General features: G+C 64.3%; 11 protein-coding genes. 1 reads left to right on the plus strand and 10 read right to left on the minus strand.

The genetic code is table 11. The annotated features are described in order from the left end of the window. Positions 1-87 precede the first annotated feature (87 nt). The 10 genes from U5709_RS08740 to U5709_RS08785 all read right to left on the minus strand — a co-directional run bounded on the left by U5709_RS08740 (position 88) and on the right by U5709_RS08785 (position 16,792). On the minus strand, positions 88-543 hold the full coding sequence (locus tag U5709_RS08740) for a hypothetical protein (protein ID WP_321971263.1): 456 nt from the start codon (positions 541-543) through the stop codon (positions 88-90). Positions 544-546: 3 nt separating this feature from the next. Then, positions 547-3,801 (minus strand): glycoside hydrolase family 3 C-terminal domain-containing protein, encoded by a 3,255-nt coding sequence (locus U5709_RS08745; RefSeq protein WP_321971264.1) that lies wholly within the window; start codon positions 3,799-3,801, stop codon positions 547-549. Positions 3,802-4,239: 438 nt separating this feature from the next. After that, the gene (locus U5709_RS08750) at positions 4,240-7,257 is read right to left on the minus strand and encodes a glycoside hydrolase family 3 C-terminal domain-containing protein (RefSeq protein ID WP_321973224.1); all 3,018 of its coding nucleotides are present in this window, start codon (positions 7,255-7,257) and stop codon (positions 4,240-4,242) included. Between the two features lie 504 nt (positions 7,258-7,761). Continuing rightward, entirely contained in the window at positions 7,762-9,732 is a 1,971-nt protein-coding gene (locus U5709_RS08755) for a glycoside hydrolase family 2 protein (RefSeq protein ID WP_321973225.1), read from the minus strand. 53 nt (positions 9,733-9,785) lie between these two features. Continuing rightward, on the minus strand, positions 9,786-11,201 hold the full coding sequence (gene uxaC / locus U5709_RS08760; RefSeq protein WP_321973226.1) for a glucuronate isomerase: 1,416 nt from the start codon (positions 11,199-11,201) through the stop codon (positions 9,786-9,788). Position 11,202: 1 nt separating this feature from the next. Further along, complete coding sequence (gene uxuA, locus U5709_RS08765; protein WP_321971268.1) at positions 11,203-12,306, minus strand: mannonate dehydratase; 1,104 nt, start codon at positions 12,304-12,306, stop codon at positions 11,203-11,205. Between the two features lie 33 nt (positions 12,307-12,339). Further along, positions 12,340-13,956: a mannitol dehydrogenase family protein gene (locus tag U5709_RS08770; RefSeq protein ID WP_321973227.1), complete on the minus strand. Its 1,617-nt coding sequence runs from the start codon at positions 13,954-13,956 to the stop codon at positions 12,340-12,342. 241 nt (positions 13,957-14,197) lie between these two features. Beyond that, a complete protein-coding gene (locus U5709_RS08775; protein ID WP_321971270.1) occupies positions 14,198-14,887 on the minus strand; it encodes a GntR family transcriptional regulator in 690 nt (229 codons plus the stop codon). Positions 14,888-15,042: 155 nt separating this feature from the next. Further along, positions 15,043-15,684, minus strand: coding sequence for a bifunctional 4-hydroxy-2-oxoglutarate aldolase/2-dehydro-3-deoxy-phosphogluconate aldolase (eda, locus tag U5709_RS08780; RefSeq protein ID WP_321971271.1), 642 nt, complete (start codon positions 15,682-15,684; stop codon positions 15,043-15,045). Positions 15,685-15,748: 64 nt separating this feature from the next. Next, on the minus strand, positions 15,749-16,792 hold the full coding sequence (locus tag U5709_RS08785; protein ID WP_321971272.1) for a sugar kinase: 1,044 nt from the start codon (positions 16,790-16,792) through the stop codon (positions 15,749-15,751). Between the two features lie 158 nt (positions 16,793-16,950). On the opposite strand from U5709_RS08785, the gene U5709_RS08790 reads away from it, so the two are divergent. After that, positions 16,951-17,946 carry a LacI family DNA-binding transcriptional regulator gene (locus U5709_RS08790; protein WP_321971273.1) on the plus strand — a complete coding sequence of 332 codons (996 nt, stop codon included), beginning with the start codon at positions 16,951-16,953 and terminating at the stop codon, positions 17,944-17,946. Positions 17,947-17,994: the final 48 nt, after the last annotated feature.

Raw genomic sequence — 17,994 nt, forward strand, 5'->3', positions numbered from 1 at the left:
GAGCCCCGCCCCGCAAGCCTTGCTCGGGGGACGGGGCTCCGTGTCTGATTTACGCCTGAGCTGGCATATCAGATGTCAGCCTGAATCCTAGGCCTCGGCCTTCTTGGCGATGGGCAGGAAGCAGCCCACGACGAGAAGGATCGCGCCGACCAGGAAGCAGCCGGCAGAGGCGACGGCGGCGTAGAACATGCTCCAGCCGGTGGTGTCCATGGAGTTCCAGGAGAACAGGCCGGAGATGGACAGGGCACGGGAGGAGACGACCTGGACGCCGACGTAGACCATCAGGAAGATGGCGACGCCGAGGGCGAAAAGGGCGACAAGGCCGGGGCCCTTCTCGACGCCCTGCATGTCCGTGTAGATGGCCACGACCACGAGGGCGATGGCGACGACGGCAAGCGCGATGCACATGCCGAGGCCAGCGAACTCGTAACCCTCGCCCATGGTGGTGCTCACGACCATGGCAATGATGCCGGCGACGGCAAGGACCATGGCGACGACGTCAAGGTAGAGGCCGATGCCCTTCTTTGCGTTGGTGGACGACATGACTTAAGCCTCCTTCTTCTCGCTCTTGCGGGAGTTCATGACCGCAGAAGCCGCGCCGGCGACGGCGACCACACCGAAGGCCGCGGCCGCGCCGAGGTACGCGCCGCGCCACCAGGTCATCTGCTTCTGCATCTTGGTGGTGGAGTTGTAACGGTTGACCAGGTTGGACTGCGTCATGGCGTACAAGACCATGTGCGCGGACTCCTTGACGGCCTTCTGGACGGTCGCGTCGCCGGCGATCTTCTTCTCGCCGATCTTTACGCCGTCGTTCTGGCTTGCGAACGTGGAGCAGTTCTCGAGCGTGGTGGAGCTGTAGAAGCCGGAAATGCCGCGGGTGTCGAAGCAGGTGACGCCGGAGACCAGGACGGAGGCCCACAGGTCGGTGTCGTCATAGATGTCGGTGACGGCGTAGCCGCGGAAGCCCCACTCGTTCTTGAGGATGTCGGTCATGAGGCCGGTGGAGCAGGTGCACTCCACGGGGCCGACCTTGGAGAACGAGGTCATGAGGCCGGTCATGTTGGCGTTGTGGGTCTCGGTGTCGTAGTCGGTGGCCTCGAAGGCGATCTGCCAGCCGCGCAGCTCGTTCTCGCGGGCCTGCTGCTCGGTCATGTACGGGGCGACGCCGGCGCGGTTGGTCTCCTGATCGTTAAAGGCGAAGTGCTTCGGCGAGGCGATGAGGCCGTACTCGAGGGCACCCATGGAGTACTCCATGGCGGTGTTGCCGCAGACGACCGGATCCTCGGAGTAGTACTCGCCGGTGCGGCCGTTGTACTGCTGACGGTGGACGTTCAGGCCCGGGCCCCAGAGCATGGCGATGCCGGTGAAGAGCGACTCCTCGCCCATGAACTCGCCCATCTGGAAGTAGAGGCCGTTGTTGAAGGAGGCAGCGGTCAGCGGCGCGTTGCCGAAGACGGCGCCGTTCCAGGCGGCGTTAGCGTCATTCTCGGAGATGGTCCAGGGGGCGGAGGTGTCCTTGGAGGCGCCCAGCGCGATGACGATGCCGTTGCCGGCGTTCTCGGTGAGATAGTGCTCCTGCAGGCCGATGGAGTCGATGCCCGGGATGGAGGGGCCGCCGAAGGTGGCGATGTAGAGGGCCTCCTCGAGGGTGATCTTGTCGAGGATCTCGGCCCACGCCGGGTCGTCGTACTCCCTGCCCTTCATGTCCCAGAACATGAGGTCGGAGTTCTGGCCCCACTTGATGCCGGACACATCGTCGTCGGTCTTGACCTCGTAGTAGTTGCCGTTGAGCTTGTCGATGAGATCCTGGTCGGTGACCTTCATGTCGCTGTACTCGACAGGCCAGGTGCCCTGCCAGTCCGCACGGGACAGGTAGGTGACCTCACCGGGCTGGAAGTGGTTCCAGTCGGCGTACTCGAGGTGGTTGGAGACCTGGTAGCCGTTCTTGGAGACGGACAGGGCGGTCTTGGAGATGACGTCCTCGGTCACATCGAGCTTGTAGGCGCGGGAGGCATCGCCCACGCCGGTGAGCTTGTCGGACACGACGCCCTGGGCGGCGAGAATGTTGTTCACGGCCTCGTGGGCGCCGTTGCCGGTGGCGAAGTAGTACGCGCCGGGGTCGAGAACCCAGGTGCCCTTGGTGCCGTCGGCGTTGGCGCAGGAGCTGTCCCAGCTGGCGATGTACTGCAGGTCGCACTTGACCTCGACGGTCTCGGAGGCGCCGGGGGCGAGCTCGGCAGTCTTCTCGAAGTTGACGAGTTGGACCGCAGCCTTCTCGAGGCCGCCGGTGGTGTAGGGCGCCTGACCGAAGATCTCGACGATGGACTTGCCCGCCACGTCACCGGTGTTGGTGACCTTGACCTTGAAGGTCAGGTACGCCGTGGTGGCACCGCTGGCGGAGTCGGTCTTGACCTCAAGGGTCGGGTCGCCCTCGAAGGCCTGGGAGAAGGTGGTGTAGGACAGGCCGTAACCGAAGGGATAGACGACCTCGTTCTCATAGGCCCAGGTGTCGCCCGCGGTGGCGCCGGCGGACGAGGACGCGTTGCCCTGGCCGAGCACGGCGTCGACGTAGCGGGTCTCGTAGTACTTGTAGCCGATGTAGATGCCCTCGGACTCGATGATGTACTTGGAGGCCACGTCGCCGAAGATGCCGGCGGGACGGGTGAGCACGTCGGCGTTGGCGTAGGTGTAGTCGCCCATGTTCTGCATGGCAGGAGCGCTCATGTTGTGGGTGGCATAGGTGTCGGTGAGAGCTCCGGAGGGGTTGGCCTTGCCCACGAGGATATCCGCCACGCCCAGCATGCCATAGCAACCCGGGAAGCCGATCCACAGGATGGAGGCGATGTCGGGATCGTCGGCGAGCTCCTTGATCTCAACGGCGTTGGAGGTGTTGAGGATCACGATGACGTTCTTTGAGCACTCCTTGGCCAGGCTGATGGCTGCGCGCTCGTTGTCAGTGAGCTGGAGCGGCTCGTCGGCGCCGAGGCCCTCGGCGACAGCGCCCGGCAGGTAGTCGATAGACTCCGCGGACGGGCGGGAGATCACGACGATGGCCGCGTCGCCGTAGTCGGCGAAGCTGGAGCGGAAGTCCGCGGCGACGCCCTCGATGTCGGAGACGGAGGGCTCCTTGGGGTCGTAGGTATCGACGGTCATCTCGCAGTTGGCGTGCAGAAGGGTCTCGTTCAGCTTGGCGTAGGCGTCCGACATCGTCGGGTTGACGGAGAGGCCTGCGCCGTCGAAGTCGAACTCGTCGCCGGACCAGGAGCCCATGGTGGGAGCCACGGCGCCGGTCGAGCGGTTCACGTTGGTGATGATGGTGTTGGCGAAGTCGGTACGGTCCTCGGACAGGGCCTGCTTCAGGGTGATGCAGGGTCCGAAGAGCTTGAGGCCAAAGCTCGAGCCCAGCATCGGGACCTCGGAGCGGATGCCGAAGAGGGAGACCTTGGAACCCTCGGCGAGCGGCAGGCCGTTGCCCTCGGAGACCTCATTCTTCATCAGGACCGAACCCTCGGCAGCCTGCGTGCGGTTGAGGTCGATGGCCTTCTGGATGATGGCGTGGGAGTTGCCGGTGCCGTCGGAGTTGAGAAGCTCCTCGGAAGGCGTAAAGGCCTGGTAGAGCGGTTCGGAATCGGTGCTGGTGGAGCTCAGGGCCTCACTCGTGGTGCCGAGGTTGGTGTCGAGCGTGGTGCTGAACTGCTCCATGACCGAACCCGCGCCGACGGTGGCGGAAAGGCCAAGGGCACCGATGCCTACGAATCCGCGGCGGGTCAGCATGGACTTGGGCTTTGCCTCGTTACTCATGACTGCGCCCCCTTCCCGTCCATGCGCATCTTCGAAGAATTGCTCATGACTTCCTTCCTTTCTACGAAATTCTTGCGGCCCCGCGCTTGGGCGGAGGCCATCCCGACCGAAGCGCGAAGCTTCCTCTTCCCTCGACCGGACTGGTATATCAGCAAATTTATAATGTGCCTTATGCCTGCATGACTGGTATATCAGAGTGGTAAATGGCGTTGATTCCTAGGTAAACGGTTCCCGATTCCCCTGCATTTCAATGAATCGCCGTTTACGGAATCGATTTTCCGTTAACAGGATTCGAGGCTCGAAGGTCTCTGGTATATCTGCTATCAGAGGTAAATTCCCAGCTAAATTGTCATGTCTACGCCGCATAGCAACAAATAACGCGCCGCCCACGAGGGACGGCGCGTCTTTAGCGCGGGTATATGCCGCTCGCGAAGGCGCTTACGCGACCCTCCTCGGCTTGGGGTTGGCCTGCCTGAACTTGCGGTTCTTCACGATCTTGAACACGAGGCAGAACAGGAAGCCCAGGCCGCTGGCCACGAAGCAGGCGGTGTCGAGCACCACATAGGTCGGCGTGCGGTAGGCAACCGTGGTGCCGGCGCCGATGCCGTTCATGGCCAGGGAATTCAGGGTCGCGTAGGCGATGCGGTGGCAAGCATCGCGCATGGCGCTCACGACGACCGGGTCCTTCTCGTAGTTCTGGAGCTGGCTCCACTCGATCTGGCACATGGAGTCGAAGAGGTCGGAGCCCGCGAGAACCGCGTCCGCGCCGTTCATGTAGGTGTAGCTGATGGCGGAGTTGTCGGAGATGGCCACGCCGTTGCAGCCCCACTCGCCGCGAAGGACGCCCTCGATCATGCCCTCGTCGGCACCGTTCCAGGCGCAGCCCACGCGGCTGTAGGACGTCATGACGCCCGCAAGCTCGGACTCGGCGAAGGCGTACTCGAAGCTACGCAGGTAGACCTCGCGGATGGCCTGCTCGTTTGCCCAGGTGCAGACGCCGGTGCGGTTGGTCTCCTGGTCGTTCAGGGCAAAGTGCTTGATCATGACGTGGCAGCCCTTGGACTCGATGCCAGCGACCTCGGAGGCCAGAAGCTTGCCAGAGAGCAAGCCGTCCTCGGAGAAGTACTCAAAGTTGCGACCGCAGTAGGCGTTGCGGTGGATGTTGGCGCCGGGACCGTAAAGGTAGCTCACCTTGGCGGCGATGCAGTCGTTGCCGATGACGCGGCCCACATCGGAGAGAAGCTCGGTGTTAAAGGTGGCGCCCATGACGTCCTCGGAGGGCAGGCCCATGGTCTTGACGTCCGACCTCGCGCCGAAGAGCGTGGTGGTGAGGCCGGTCGGGCCGTTCTCGTCGCGCGTGCCGGGCAGCTGGATGGAGTCGATGGCCTGCGTGTAGTGGAAGGCCGAGCCGATGAGGAAGCTCATGTCGGAGGTGTTGAGCTGGTCGAGCAGGGAGTCCCACTTGGGGTCGTCGTAGTCGAGGCCCATAAGGTCGATGAGCTTAAGGCCGTTCTTGGCACCGGTGGTCGGCATGGCGGCGCCGCTGTACTTGCCGCTGTAGAGGCCGGCGTCGTAGCGGGACTCGGAGAGCTCGGTGATCATCTCGTCAGTCGCCTTGAGGATGACGGCCTCGGTCGGGACGGTGTTTTCCCAGTCAGAGCGGGAGATGTAGGTCACGTTCTGGTCACCGACATAGCCCGCGCGGTTGAGGTCGGCGTCGTCGAAGCGGTTCTCGATGGCGGCGCCCGTCGTGGACGTGGCATAGGTGGTCGAGTCGAAGGAGGCGTTGGGATAGACGGCCACGGCGGAGGAGTCGCCCGCGGCGTCCATCTTGCCGGAAGTGGACACGGGCGTGTAGCCCTTGTACGCCAAGAAGTTGTTAGCGGCGGCGTGCGCGCCGTCGGCAACGGTGAGCAGGTAGTCGCCGGACTCGAGGATGTAGGTACCCTCGCCGTCGGCGTCATAGCTCGCGAGCTCGCGACGGTCGACACTCACGGCGACAATCTGCGACTCGCCGGGCTCGAGCTGCTTGGTCTTAGCAAAGCCGACGAGCTGGGCCGCGGGCTTCTCGATGCCATGGGCGCGGTCGTAGTCGGTGTAGGGGCTCTGCGCGTAGACCTGGACGGACTTGGAGCCGGCCACGCTGCCGGTGTTCGTCACCGTAGCGGTCACGGTGAACTTATCGGTCGAGGCGTCGTAGGCGGACTGGACGTCCGAGGTCTCAAAGGTGGTATAGGACAGGCCGTAGCCGAAGCCATACGCCACGTCATCGGAATAGGAGAAGTCGCCCACGCCGGCGGTGCCCATCACGGCATCCTCATAGCGGGTCTCAAAGTAGCGATAGCCGACGTAGATGCCCTCCTGGTAGACCATATAGGTGCTGTTTGAGCTGGTAAGGCCGGCTTGCTCGGCGTTCGTGTAGGTGAAGCTGCCGGAGTTCACCGTGGAGGGGGCGGAGAGGTTGTCGTAGAGGAACGTGTCGGAGAGCGAGCCCGACGGGTTCACGGTGCCGGCTAGGATCTTGCCCACGGCGTTGATGCCCTGGGCACCCACGCCGCCGATCCACAGGACGGCGTCGACGTCATAGTCGGGGTCCTTCAGGAAGTCGAGCTGGATCGGGTTCGAGGAGTTGAGCAGTACGACGACCTTCTTGACGGTGCCCGCCTCCTTCATGGACTTGAGGTTGGCGAGAAGGTCGCGCTCCTCGTCGGTGATGCCCAGGTAGCCGCCGGAACGGGAGTGCTCGTCGGTGGTGTTGAGGTCGTAGCCCTCACCGCCGACGCGAGAGAGCACGACGATGGCGGCGTCGCCGTAATCAGCCACGGAATCGAGGGTCGCCTGGTCATAAACGGACCAGGGGACCTCGTTCACCTGGTTGGCGGTCACGCTGTCCGAGCCGGTGAGGCTCACAGTCTGGCGCGTGTACTGCTCGCCGGAGCCGGCGCCGGTCGTGTAGAAGTCCCACATCGTGGGGTTGACGGAGAAGCCGGCGGACTCCATGGCCTCCTTGAGGTTGGGGACCTCGGAGGTGTCGAGTCCCGCTGAGCCGGTGCCGCCGTAGACGATATCGACGCTCGAGTGGCTGAAGAGCGTTACCTTGGCGCCGGTGCCCAAGGGCAGCGCCGCGTCGTCGTTCTTGAGCAGCGTGGCGCCCTCGGCCTCGACCTTCTCGGAGAGCTCTTTGCCTGCCGCGACGCGTTCCTCGTCGCTCACGTAATCGCTCGTGTAGTACTGGGCCGACTCGTCGGCGTTCGTGATCTTCGTGCGGTTCGCGCCGATGACCAGGTCAAACGTCATAGGGAACCAGTTGAAGAAGTAGAGCGCGATGCTGGTGGCAACAAACACGATGGGTAAGACGAAGCACAAGATTTTGGCCGGCAGCGCCACGCGTCGCTTGGCCTTCTTCCACGCCTTCTTTCGTGCCTTGTAATCGGTGGGGTCGACATTAGCTGCCATCTTCCCTTCCTTCCTTGTATGTTCGGGACGCACCGCTGCGGCGCCCCAAGCCTTCTCTGATATATCAGATTAAGGTTAACTTAAGGGATTGATGCTGTATCGAGCCTCAATTCAGTAGGAGGTATCAGGTAAACGGCGAACGGTAGCAGGGAATTCGCGGTGGTACCCAAAATTTCAGACCAGCAATAGGTGGCAATCTGATATCTCATTGCAAGCAATGCACGAGGAACCGAAGCGGAGGCAAAACGGAGGGGGGATTTCGCATTCGCTCAGTTTTTCGATGGTTAAATCGGAACTCGCCGGTATTGGGGCCCAAATTCGGTCGCATTTGCCCAGTTGACGAACGGTCGCTACTCGGGGATTTGAATTTAACCATCGAAAACTGATCGAGCGTCGTGGAACGGGTTCGTAAGGCGGCCCCGCGTTTGTCTCAGACGATTTCTGAACGGCGAAACTGAGTCTGAGATAAACGCGGGGCCGCGTCTGCGCAGGTGGATCTGGCCGCTACTCGTTGTCGGCCCAGTTGCTCTTCTGCTGGCCCTTCTTTTTTACGAGCTTATACGCGGGATTCGGCGTACTCACGCGGCGCCAGGTGGCCTCGTCGCGGCACTCCCCCGCCACAACCTCGACGTGGCACTCGCCCTCGGGCAGAGGGATGAAGAGGCGGAAGACATGCGGGTCCTTCGGGTTCTCGGCCACAGTTTCGACCTTCTCGCCGTTCACGTAGAAGGTGACGGACGGCTGGTTGGAGTAGGCCTTCACCGTAATGCTCTTGGCGCAGCGGCTCTCGAAGCGCTTGGAGCACACGTGGACGAACGGCTCATCGCTCCACCAGGCCTTATAGATAAAGAAGGAGTCCTTCTTGGTCTTACGGTCGAAGGTCACGAGGCCCTTGTGGTTCATGCCGGGCTCGCCGCCCTGGTCGCGCGCATCGGCCGCGAAGTCGAACATGTTCCACACGTGCGTGGCCCAGAAGTAGGGGCGCTTGTCGAAGAACTTGAGCATGTACTCGTGGTACACGCACTGATACTCCTCGGTGTGGTCGTTGCGGCGAGGCTTCTCGGAGTGGAGGTTGGGCATGGCCTCGCAGCCGTACTCGCTCATGCCGATGGCACGGTTCTTGTGCACGAGGCGCCAGAAGCCGAACCACGCCTTGTTGAGCCACAGACCAGGCACATACCAGCCGAGGTAGAGGTTCCAGGCGACCACGTCGGAGACGAAAGCACTCTTGTTGAAGGGCCCGCACATGGCGTAGCAGGCAAGGGTCGTCGGGCGCGTGGGGTCCATCTCGTGCACGAGGTCGTTCAGCACACGGTGGTTGTCCAGCATGTCGGCCTTGTCCTTAGTCGAGATGGTGATCTCGTTGGAGAGGCCCCAGACGCAGATGCTCGCATGGTGGTGGTTCTGCACGATAAGCTCGTGCATCTGGTCAAGGGTGTTCTGGCGGCCGTTGGGCATGTGCTCGGAGATGTAGGGGATCTCGGCCCAGACCACGAAACCGGCCTCGTCGCAGGCGTCATAGAAGACCTGGTTGTGCTGGTAGTGTGCCAGGCGCACGGTGTTGGCGCCGATTTCCTTGATAAGGGCGATGTCCTCGAGGTGCTGCTCGGGCGCGAGCGCGTTGCCGATACCCTTGCGGTCCTGGTGGCGAGAGACGCCGCGCAGCGGATAGGCGCGCCCGTTCAGGAAGAAGCCCTTATCGGCGTCGATACGGAAGCTGCGGACGCCGAAGCGGACCGAAACCTCGTCGAGCGTGCTGCCGTCTGCGGCAAGAAGCGTGAACGTCGCGGTGTAGAGATACGGATCCCTGACGCCGTCCCAGCGGTGGGCGCCTGCAATGGCCAGCGTGGCATCCGTGCCCTCCCCGCGCGCCACCTCGGCGCCGTCGCCGTCGGTGAGAACTACCTGGACGTTGGCCGTATCGGCCGCGGGACCCTTGATCCACGAGGTGACCTCGACCCGTGCGTCGGTGTCGCCGTCCGCGATCTGCGGGGTCACGCGGACGCCGTTGCCGCCGTAGTAGTCAAGGTCAAAGTGGGTGGCGGAGGCCACGAGCAGCTTGACGTCGCGGTAGATGCCGCCGTAGAAGGTGAAGTCGGCCTTCTGCGGGTAGACGCGATCGTTCTTGGAGTTGTCCACGACGACCTTGAGGGAGTTCTCGCCGGCGACAAGGGCGTCGGTCACGTTCACGCGAAAGGTCGAGTAGCCGCCGTCGTGGTGACAGAGCGAGGTGCCGTTGACAAGGACGTCGGCAGAGGCGTTCACGCCCTCGAACTCCAGGTAGACGACCTGAGAGGTCGCGTCGTAAGCCGGCGCGCCAAAGGTGCGCTCGTAGGTGCAGGCGCCGCGCCAGTAGTCGTTGCCGCCGTCCTGGCCGTCGATGGCGTTCCAGGTGTGGGGAACGTCGACGGTCTCGACGTCGCCCGCGGGGCCGGTGAAGCGCCAGCCCTCGTTGAGGTTGGTGTAGGTGCGCATAGCTCCCCTTTCAAAAGCACGCCCTCGCGTGCGTACAGGCCGAAGGTGACTGCCTACTCGAAGAAGCCGAAGTAGTCGTGGGCGTTGTTGTAGCAGATGTCTTCAACGATGCCGCCAAGGTACTCCTCGTCCTCGGGGAGTCGGCCCATCTCGACCCACTCGCCGATGGTGTGGCACAGGATGCGGCGGAAGTACTCGTGGCGCGGGTAGCTCATGAAGCTGCGGGAGTCGGTGAGCATGCCCGTGAAGTTGCCGAGAAGACCCTGCTCGGCACACATGGTGAGCTGCTTCTTCATGCCCGAGAAGGTGTCGTTGAACCACCAGGCGTTGCCGAACTGGATGCGCGGGCGAGCGGGCGCGGACTGGAAAGCGCCACACAGGGAAGCAAGGCCCAGCCAGTCGGACTCGTTCAGGCTGTAGAGAATGCACTTGGGAAGGCCGTCGGCGGACTCGGCCGCATCCAGCAGGCACTTGACCTGGTAGACCATGTCGGGCTGGTCGCCCACGGTGTCGAAGCCGGCGTCGACGCCGATGAGCCCGAAGTTCTTGCTCGAGTCATTGCGGAAGCAGTTCATGTGGAGCTGAAGGGTCCAGTCGTGCGTGGCGTACTCACCCATCAGGAAGAGGGCGAGCGCACTCTGGTAGGCGGCGGTCTCCGCAGCCGTGGCGCCCTCGTCGTTCAGGGCGCGGCACACGATCTGGTCCACGACCTCGTCGGAAGCCGGGCAGAACACGAAGGAGTTCATGCCGTGGTCAGCCAGGCGACCACCCGCCTCGTGGAAGAAATCGATGCGCTGAGCTGCGGCGGCCTTGAGCGACTCCCAGTCCACGACGTCGATGCCGGAGACGTCGGAAAGTCGGTCGCAGTAGGCCGAGAATCCCTCGCCGTCGATGCCCATGAGACCGTCCGGGCGGAAGGTCGGCAGGACCTTGAAGCCGTTGCCGGCCTCCTCGGCAGCGAGCAGCTTGTGGTGGGCAAGGTCGCTCGCGGGGTCGTCCGTTGTACAGACGCAGGTCACGTTCATGCGCTGGATGAGTCGCTTCGCGCGGAAGTCGTCGGTCGTGATGAGGGCGTTCGCGCGCTCCCAAATTGTCTCGGCGTTCTTGCGACAGATGCGCTCCTCGATGCCGAAGAAGCGGCGCAGCTCGAGGTGGCTCCAGTCGTAGATGGGGTTGCCCACCGCGCGCTCCACGGCGTCAACGAAGGCCAGGTACTTGGCGTGGTCGTCGTCGCCGCGGATCACGGACTCGGGCGTGCCGTTGGCGCGCATAAGACGCCACTTGTAGTGGTCGCCGAAACCGTTGTCGTAGAGCCAGACCTGGGCGAGGTTCTCGTAGCCCTTGTTCTCGTGGATCTCGGACGGCACGAGGTGGCAGTGGTAATCAATAATCGGCATCTTCTCGGCATGGCGGTGGAAGAGCTTGCGCGCCCACTCGGTCGTCAGCAGAAAATCGTCGTTGAACTGCATGTTATTCGCCGGCCTTGAAGACGTCGCCGGTCTTGTCGAGGGCCTCCCACACGCCATTGATGTAGGCAATGCCGAGGGCGCGGTCATAAAGGCCATAGCCCGGGCGGCCCGTCTCGCCCCAGATCATGCGGCCGTGGTCGGGGCGCATGTAGCCGTCGAAGCCGTTCTTGTGCAGGACGCTCATCATGCGCACGAGGTCGAGCGAGCCGTACTCGCTGGGGTGCGGCGCCTCGTAGAAGTCCTTGTTGCCGGCGACCTCCGGGCTGATGTACTTGATGTTGCGCATGTGCACGAAGTGGATGCGGCCGCGCGCGGAGAACTCGTCCAGGATGTCGTAGACGTTGTTCGCAGGGTCCTCGGCGATGGAGCCGCAGCACAGGGTGATGCCGTTGTAGGGGGTGTCCACTACGTTGCAGAGCCAGTCGAGGTCCTCGCGGTTCTTGCAGATGCGCGGCAGGCCGAAGATGGAGTACGGAGGATCGTCGGGGTGGATGGCCATCTTGACGTCGCACTTCTCGCAGGTCGGCATGATGGCCTCGAGGAAGTACACGAGGTTCTCGCGAAGCTTGTCCTCATCGACGTCCTTGTAGGCGTCGAGAAGCGCGCGCACCTGCGCCAGGCGCTCGGGCTCCCAGCCGGGAAGCGTGAGGTCGCCGGAGCCGTCGGCCACGCGGTCGATGATCTCCTGGGGGTCATCGGGGATGTTCGCCTTCACGAAGGCGAGGGTCTTGGAGCCGTCGGGCAAGGTGTAGTCCAGGTCGGACTTCACCCAGTCGAAGACGGGCATGAAGTTGTAGCAGATGCACTTGATGCCCTCGGCGGCGAGGTTCTCGATGGTCTGTTTGTAGGCCTCGATGTGGGCGTCACGGGTGGGCAGGCCGATCTTGATGTCGTCGGAGACGTTGACGGACTCGATGCACTCGAGCTTGAGACCGGCCGCCTCGACCTGCTCGCGCAGCGCGTGGATGCGCTCGCGCGGCCAGACCTCGCCCGCGGGGATGTCGAAGAGCGTGCCGACGATGCCCTTGCAACCGGGGATCTGGGCGATCTGCTCGAGGGTGATCTTCTCGGACTCGGGTCCGTACCAACGGAAGCTGAGCTGCATGGCAGTCTCCTTTATCAAAAGGCGCAGGGCGCTTTACAGGTACTTGTGGATGGTGGCGGCGACGGCGCCGGTGCCGGCGAGCATCTCGCCGAGGAAGCCCTCGATCTTCTCGCCGAGACCGACCGAATAAAGGTCGAGGGTGAAGATCTCGGTGTTGGAGAGGATGGGCTCGGCTGCCGCGTGGATGGCCTCGGCGTCAACGCTGCCCAGCTCAAGTCCGGAAACGTGGGCCTGGAGCTCGGAGAGCAGCGGATCGGGGCTGCACTCGAAGGGCTTGCCGTCGTCGCCCACGCCCATGAGGTAGCGCAGCCAGCCGGCGATGGTCAGCGGGATGTAGGTGAGGCCGGAGACGTCCTTACCATCGGCCAGGTAGGCGTTGAGGGTGTGGCCGTAGCGGATGGCGACCTTCTGGGAGGTATCGGTGGCGATGCGCTGCGGAGCGTCGGGCAGGGACTTGTTGACCAGGCGCTCGCCCGTGAGCTCGTCTATGAAGGACTGCGGGTCGATGACCTCAGGGTCGACGACCACGGGCAGGTCCTCGTCGTAGCCGAGGTGGTGGACCAGGCTCGCGAGGTCGGCGTTCTCCATCTCCTTCCAAATGCGGTCGTAGCCCAGCAGGCAACCGAAGACAGCCAAGCAGGTGTGCAGCGGGTTCAGACAGGCGGTAACCTTCATGGTGTCGGCGCGCTCGGCGGTCTGGCGGTCGCAGAGGATGACGCCGCCCGCGTCAAGCGCGGGGCGACCGTTGGGGAAGGAGTCCTCGATGACCAGGTAGTGGCAGGCCTCGGTGTTGGCGAAGCCGGCGAAGGTCGGGCCGGAGGTCCTGATGAGGTCGAGGTCGGACCAGCCCTGCTCCTTGAGGGCGGCCTCGGTCTCGGGCGAGGGGTTCGGGGTGATGCGGTCGATCATGGACCACGGGAAGCTCACGCGCGACTCGTCGGAGACGTAATCGACGAAGTCCTGGCCGACGTGACCGTTGTCCTGCCAGCCGCGGGCGACGGTGAGGATGGCCTCGCGGAAGCGGGCGCCGTTCTGGGAGAAATTATCGGTGGAGACCATGGCGATGGGGGCCGCGCCGGCGTTGAAACGGGCGAGCAGCAGCGAGGCGACGATGCCCATGGAACTGGCGGCGGCGTCGGGGCCGGCCTCGAGCTCGGCCTTGACGTAGCCCATGAGCTCGCCGGCGGCGTCGCGCAGGCTGTAGCCCTTCTCGGTGATGGTGAAGGTGACGAGCTGCAGCTCGCTCGACTCGAAGTAGCGCTTGGCGCGCGCAAGGTCCTCGGGGCGCTGGGAGTTGGCGAAGCAACCGCCGGCGGTCACGGCGATGAGGTTCTCGTCGAGGGTACCGTCGGAGTTCATGACGACCTGGAGAATGTCGTAGTTGTAGGGGGCGTAGACCTCGTCGAGCGTGAAGGGACGGAAGGTCTCGGCCACCACGACGCCCCGGTCGAGCAGGCCCTTGTTTGCGAGCTCGTTGGCAATCTGCGCGTGGAAGGCGCGGTAGAGGTTGCCGCCGCCGAAGTGCATCCAGACCGGCTGCTCCATGCCCGCGGCCTTGACGGCGCCCGCGTCGTATGCCGGGAGCTTGACGCCTGCGGCGGCGAGCTCCTCTTTGCAGTCCTGCCAGTTCTTGAGCGAAAGCGAAGCCATGTAAGGTCCCTTCTCGAGGTGATGCTCGCACGAATTCCCAGTTACGTACTTTGATTACTTTAACTGGTATATCACTTTGGCTTGTTAAGTCTTCGTTTGTCGCCGCAAGCGGTCAAGAATTCACGGTAAGCGTAAGGGATAGCCGACAGAAACTCGTCTCCGACCTGCGAACAATCATCTCGGGCGCTGTGCAATGCGCTGAATACCACTGATATATAAGCGGGTACCCGAGCCCCAGCGGCTAGCGCGCGAAATCCGCCCCGCCCTCGAAGTACTCGGGGTACTCGGCCACGACCTTCGCGTAGTCGGAGCGGGACTTCTGAAGGTGCTCGCGGACGAGAAACGACGCGTAGCCGGCGTCCTTCTCGGCAATAGCGCGGCGCATGGCGCGGTGCTGGCCCATGACCTCCTCGGGGTCGATGCCCAAGGTGTTGGCCGAGAGCCACCGGTAGCGCTCGAAGTGGGTGTTGGTGAGGCTGAGCCACTGCCAGACCACGGAGTAACCCGCCACCTCGAAGAACGCGCGGTGCATGAGGTTGTCCGCCTCAAAGAAGGCGCGCTTCTCGGATGCGGCAAGTGCCTCCTCCTGCGTCCTGATGGCGGCGTCGATGCGGGTGAGCGCGGCAGCGTCAGCCTTGACGCAGCACCCGACGATCATCTCGCGCTCAAGCGTCTCTCGGCAAAGGCGGGCGGCCTCGGCAAAGGCCAGGTTGATCTTGGAGACGTAGGTGCCGCTCTGGGGGCGCGTCTCCACGAGGTCCTCCTGCTGCAGGCGCAGGAACGACTCTCGGACCGGGGTGCGGCCGAGGCCGAGGTCCTCGCAGAGCTCCTTGATGCCGAGCTTGGCGCCGGGGGCGTACTCGGCGTAGACGATCCTCTCGCGGATCAGGTCATATGCCTGGCTCTGCAGGCTCTCCGGCTCCTTGGCCATGTGACACCCCCTCTATACTGCGGTTGACTGGAGAAGTATATCAGCCGTTGACAAAGGGGACCCGCGGCTTTTACCCGCCACGCAAACAAACAGAAAACGCGGCCGCAGGCTTAGTTGCTTGCGACCGCGCACAATCTGGCTCTGGGGCTAGGGGCTTAGCCGCGGACCTTGGCCACGACCTCCATGGCGCCCTTGCAGGCCTCGGTCACGGGGGTGAAGTCGCCGTCGGCGAAGAGGGCGGGCTTGACCATCCAGGTGCCGCCGCAGGCGATGATGTTGGGGTTGCCAAGGTACTCCTCGACGTTGCCGGTGCTCACGCCGCCGGTGGGCATGAAGCGGTGGCCGACGAAGGGCGCGCACAGGGCCCCGATGGTGTTCAGGCCACCGTACTGGGCGGCCGGGAAGAACTTGGTGACGGTGAGGCCGAGCTTGCGGGCGGCGGTGACCTCGGAGGGGGTCACGGTGCCGGGAAGCACGGGCACGCCGAGCTCAATGCAGTGGGCGACGACGTCGGCGTCAAAGCCCGGGCTCACGATGAAGGAGGCACCGGCGGCAACGGCCTCATCGACCTGCTCGACGGACAGCACGGTGCCGGCACCGACGCAGATCTCGGGGACCTCGTCGTGCATGGCCTTGATGCACTCAGCGGCGCAGGCGGTGCGGAAGGTGACCTCGGCGGAGGGCATGCCGCCGGCGACCAGGGCGCGGGCCATCGGCACGGCGTCCTCGACCTTATCGAGCACGACGACCGGGACGATGGCGAGCTCGTGGAGCCTCTCGTAGAAATCCTCGTACATGGGCGGATCCTTTCTTTGTGGACAAAGGGACTGTCCCTTTGTCCATTCTTTGGCGTGGGTCGGGCTAGCGGGCGACGCGGGTGGCGCCGCCGGAAGAGGCGGTCGCGCTGATCTCGGCCTCGGTCACGAGGTTGGAGTCGCCGCGGATGGTCAGCTTCAGGATGCTAGCGGCGATGGCGTAGTCGATGGCCTCCTGCGGCTCGAAGCCGTTGAGCATGGCGTGGAGCAGGCCGGCGTTGAAGGCGTCGCCGGCGGCCACGCCCTCGAGGACGTGCACGTCGTGGACGGGGCTGAACCAGTGCTGGTCGCCCTCTGCCTGGTAGAGCATGCCCATCCACTTGGAGCGGTTGGTGTTGGACACGTTGCGCACAACGGAGGCGACGGCGCGGCAGCCGTACTCGGCGCAGATCCGGCGGGCCATCTCGACGTAGGAGTCGCGCTCCTCGATGCCGTGGGCGAGCGAGCCGGAGACGCAGTCCATGCCGAGGGCGGACGGGGCGTCCTCGTCATTGGCGACGCACACGTCGACGAGGGGCATGAGCCCCTTGAGGACGGACTGGGCCTTCTCGGGGCTCCAAAGCTTGCCGCGGTAGTTGAGGTCGCAGACGGTGAGGATGCCGCGGGCGCGGGCGGCCTCGAGGGCGTCCTTGCAGGCGGCCGCCATCTCGTCGGAAACGGCCGGGGTGACGCCGCTGAAGTAGAAGACGCCGACGCCCTCGAGCGCGGCTCCCCAGTCGAAGACCCCGCGGGGGGCGAGGCTCATGGCGGAGTACTTGCGGTCGTAGACGCAGCCGTTGCCGCGCTGGGAGGCGCCGAGCTCGAAGAAGTAGGAGCCCAGGCGGTCGCCGCCGCGCACGACGCGGGAGGTGTCGACGCCGTAGGCGATGAGGCTGCGCAGGGCGCAGTCGCCAATGCGGTTGGCGGGCACGACGGAGACGAACGCGGACTTGTCGCCCTGGTAGGCCAGGGAGAGCGCGGTGTTGGCTTCCGCGCCGCCGTAGCGGACGTCGAACTCGGTGGCCTGCTCGATGCGCAGGTGGTCCTTGGGCGAGAGCCTCATCATGATCTCGCCGAACGCGAGGACGAGGGAATCGGGGGAGATCGCCATTCTTGCCTCCAGCCTTTCGTTGGTGCGTACCTTTGGGGAATCGATTTACGAAATCGATTACGTTACATCGCGAGCTATTGTATAGTCGAAGCGCACCGATTGGCAATGGGAAATTCGCCCGAGGGCAAAATTCCTCGGCGGCGGGACGGGGGGACGGCGTGGCGCGCGTAAGGATCAAGGACATAGCCGAGCAGGCGGGCGTGAGCGCGGCCACCGTGAGCCGCTACCTCAACAACACGCCCGGCGCCATGACCGACGAGACCCGCGCGCGCATCGCCGAGGTGGTGGCGCGCACAGGGTACCGGCCGCTCGCCGCGGCGCGGAGCCTGCGCACCGACCGCTCGCAGCTCTTGGGCGTCGCTCTCGCGGACATCTCGAACCCCTACTCGTCGGCCATGCTCGAGGCGCTCTCGCACGAGGCAGCGGCGCAAGGATACTCGCTCATGACGGCTGTCACCGGAAACGACGCCGAGGCGGAGGCCGCCGCGGTAGACCGACTGGTTGCCGCCGGGGCCGACGCCCTTGTCGTCAACACCTGCGGGGAAAACGATCGGGCCCTGCGCGAGGCAAACCTGAGCCTGCCCGTGGTGCTTCTGGACAGAGACGTGACCGGAGGTGGTCTGGACCTTGTGACCTCAAACAACAAAGACCTGGTCGCAGGGCTTGTGGGCGAGCTTGCGGGGTGCGGGTGCAAGAAGCTCTTCCTGGTGAGCGAGACCAATCAGACAAGCTCCATCCGCCGCGAGCGCGCCGCGCGCTTCCTTGAGGAGACGGGGCGCCTGGGCGTCGAGGGGCGCGTCGTTGAGCTTAGGGGCGATAAGTGCGGCTGGCTTGCGGAGGCGGGCGAGAAGTGCGGGTACATCGCCATCAACGGCCTCGTGTTCCTGCGGCTCGTCGAGGCGCTCCAGGCAAACGAGCCGCAGCCAGCTGGTATTGACGGGGCGCCCGTACGCATCGCCACGTTTGACGACTTTGCCTGGAACCGCGTGATCGCAGGCGGCGTCACCACGGCGGCTCAGGACATCGAGGGCATCGCCCGCACCGTTGTCGAAAGGGCGCTATCCCGCATCGAGAACCCCGAGGCCGCGCCCAGGCGCTTTGAGATCGCGGGCCAGATTATCCGCCGCTCCTCCACGGCGCGCCTGGGGGGCTAGGTGCCGGCGCCAAATAAAGAACCCCCGCCGAGGAAGGGAGCGGCGGGG

The organism is Paratractidigestivibacter sp., assembly GCF_963660155.1.
GTDB lineage: Bacteria > Actinomycetota > Coriobacteriia > Coriobacteriales > Atopobiaceae > Paratractidigestivibacter.

Coding starts and splice junctions, on each gene's coding strand:
- U5709_RS08740 (WP_321971263.1), bottom strand. CDS start 543: ATGTCGTCCACCAACGCAAAGAAGGGCATCGGCCTCTACCTTGACGTC.
- U5709_RS08745 (WP_321971264.1), bottom strand. CDS start 3,801: ATGAGTAACGAGGCAAAGCCCAAGTCCATGCTGACCCGCCGCGGATTC.
- U5709_RS08750 (WP_321973224.1), bottom strand. CDS start 7,257: ATGGCAGCTAATGTCGACCCCACCGATTACAAGGCACGAAAGAAGGCG.
- U5709_RS08755 (WP_321973225.1), bottom strand. CDS start 9,732: ATGCGCACCTACACCAACCTCAACGAGGGCTGGCGCTTCACCGGCCCC.
- uxaC (WP_321973226.1), bottom strand. CDS start 11,201: ATGCAGTTCAACGACGATTTTCTGCTGACGACCGAGTGGGCGCGCAAG.
- uxuA (WP_321971268.1), bottom strand. CDS start 12,306: ATGCAGCTCAGCTTCCGTTGGTACGGACCCGAGTCCGAGAAGATCACC.
- U5709_RS08770 (WP_321973227.1), bottom strand. CDS start 13,956: ATGGCTTCGCTTTCGCTCAAGAACTGGCAGGACTGCAAAGAGGAGCTC.
- U5709_RS08775 (WP_321971270.1), bottom strand. CDS start 14,887: ATGGCCAAGGAGCCGGAGAGCCTGCAGAGCCAGGCATATGACCTGATC.
- eda (WP_321971271.1), bottom strand. CDS start 15,684: ATGTACGAGGATTTCTACGAGAGGCTCCACGAGCTCGCCATCGTCCCG.
- U5709_RS08785 (WP_321971272.1), bottom strand. CDS start 16,792: ATGGCGATCTCCCCCGATTCCCTCGTCCTCGCGTTCGGCGAGATCATG.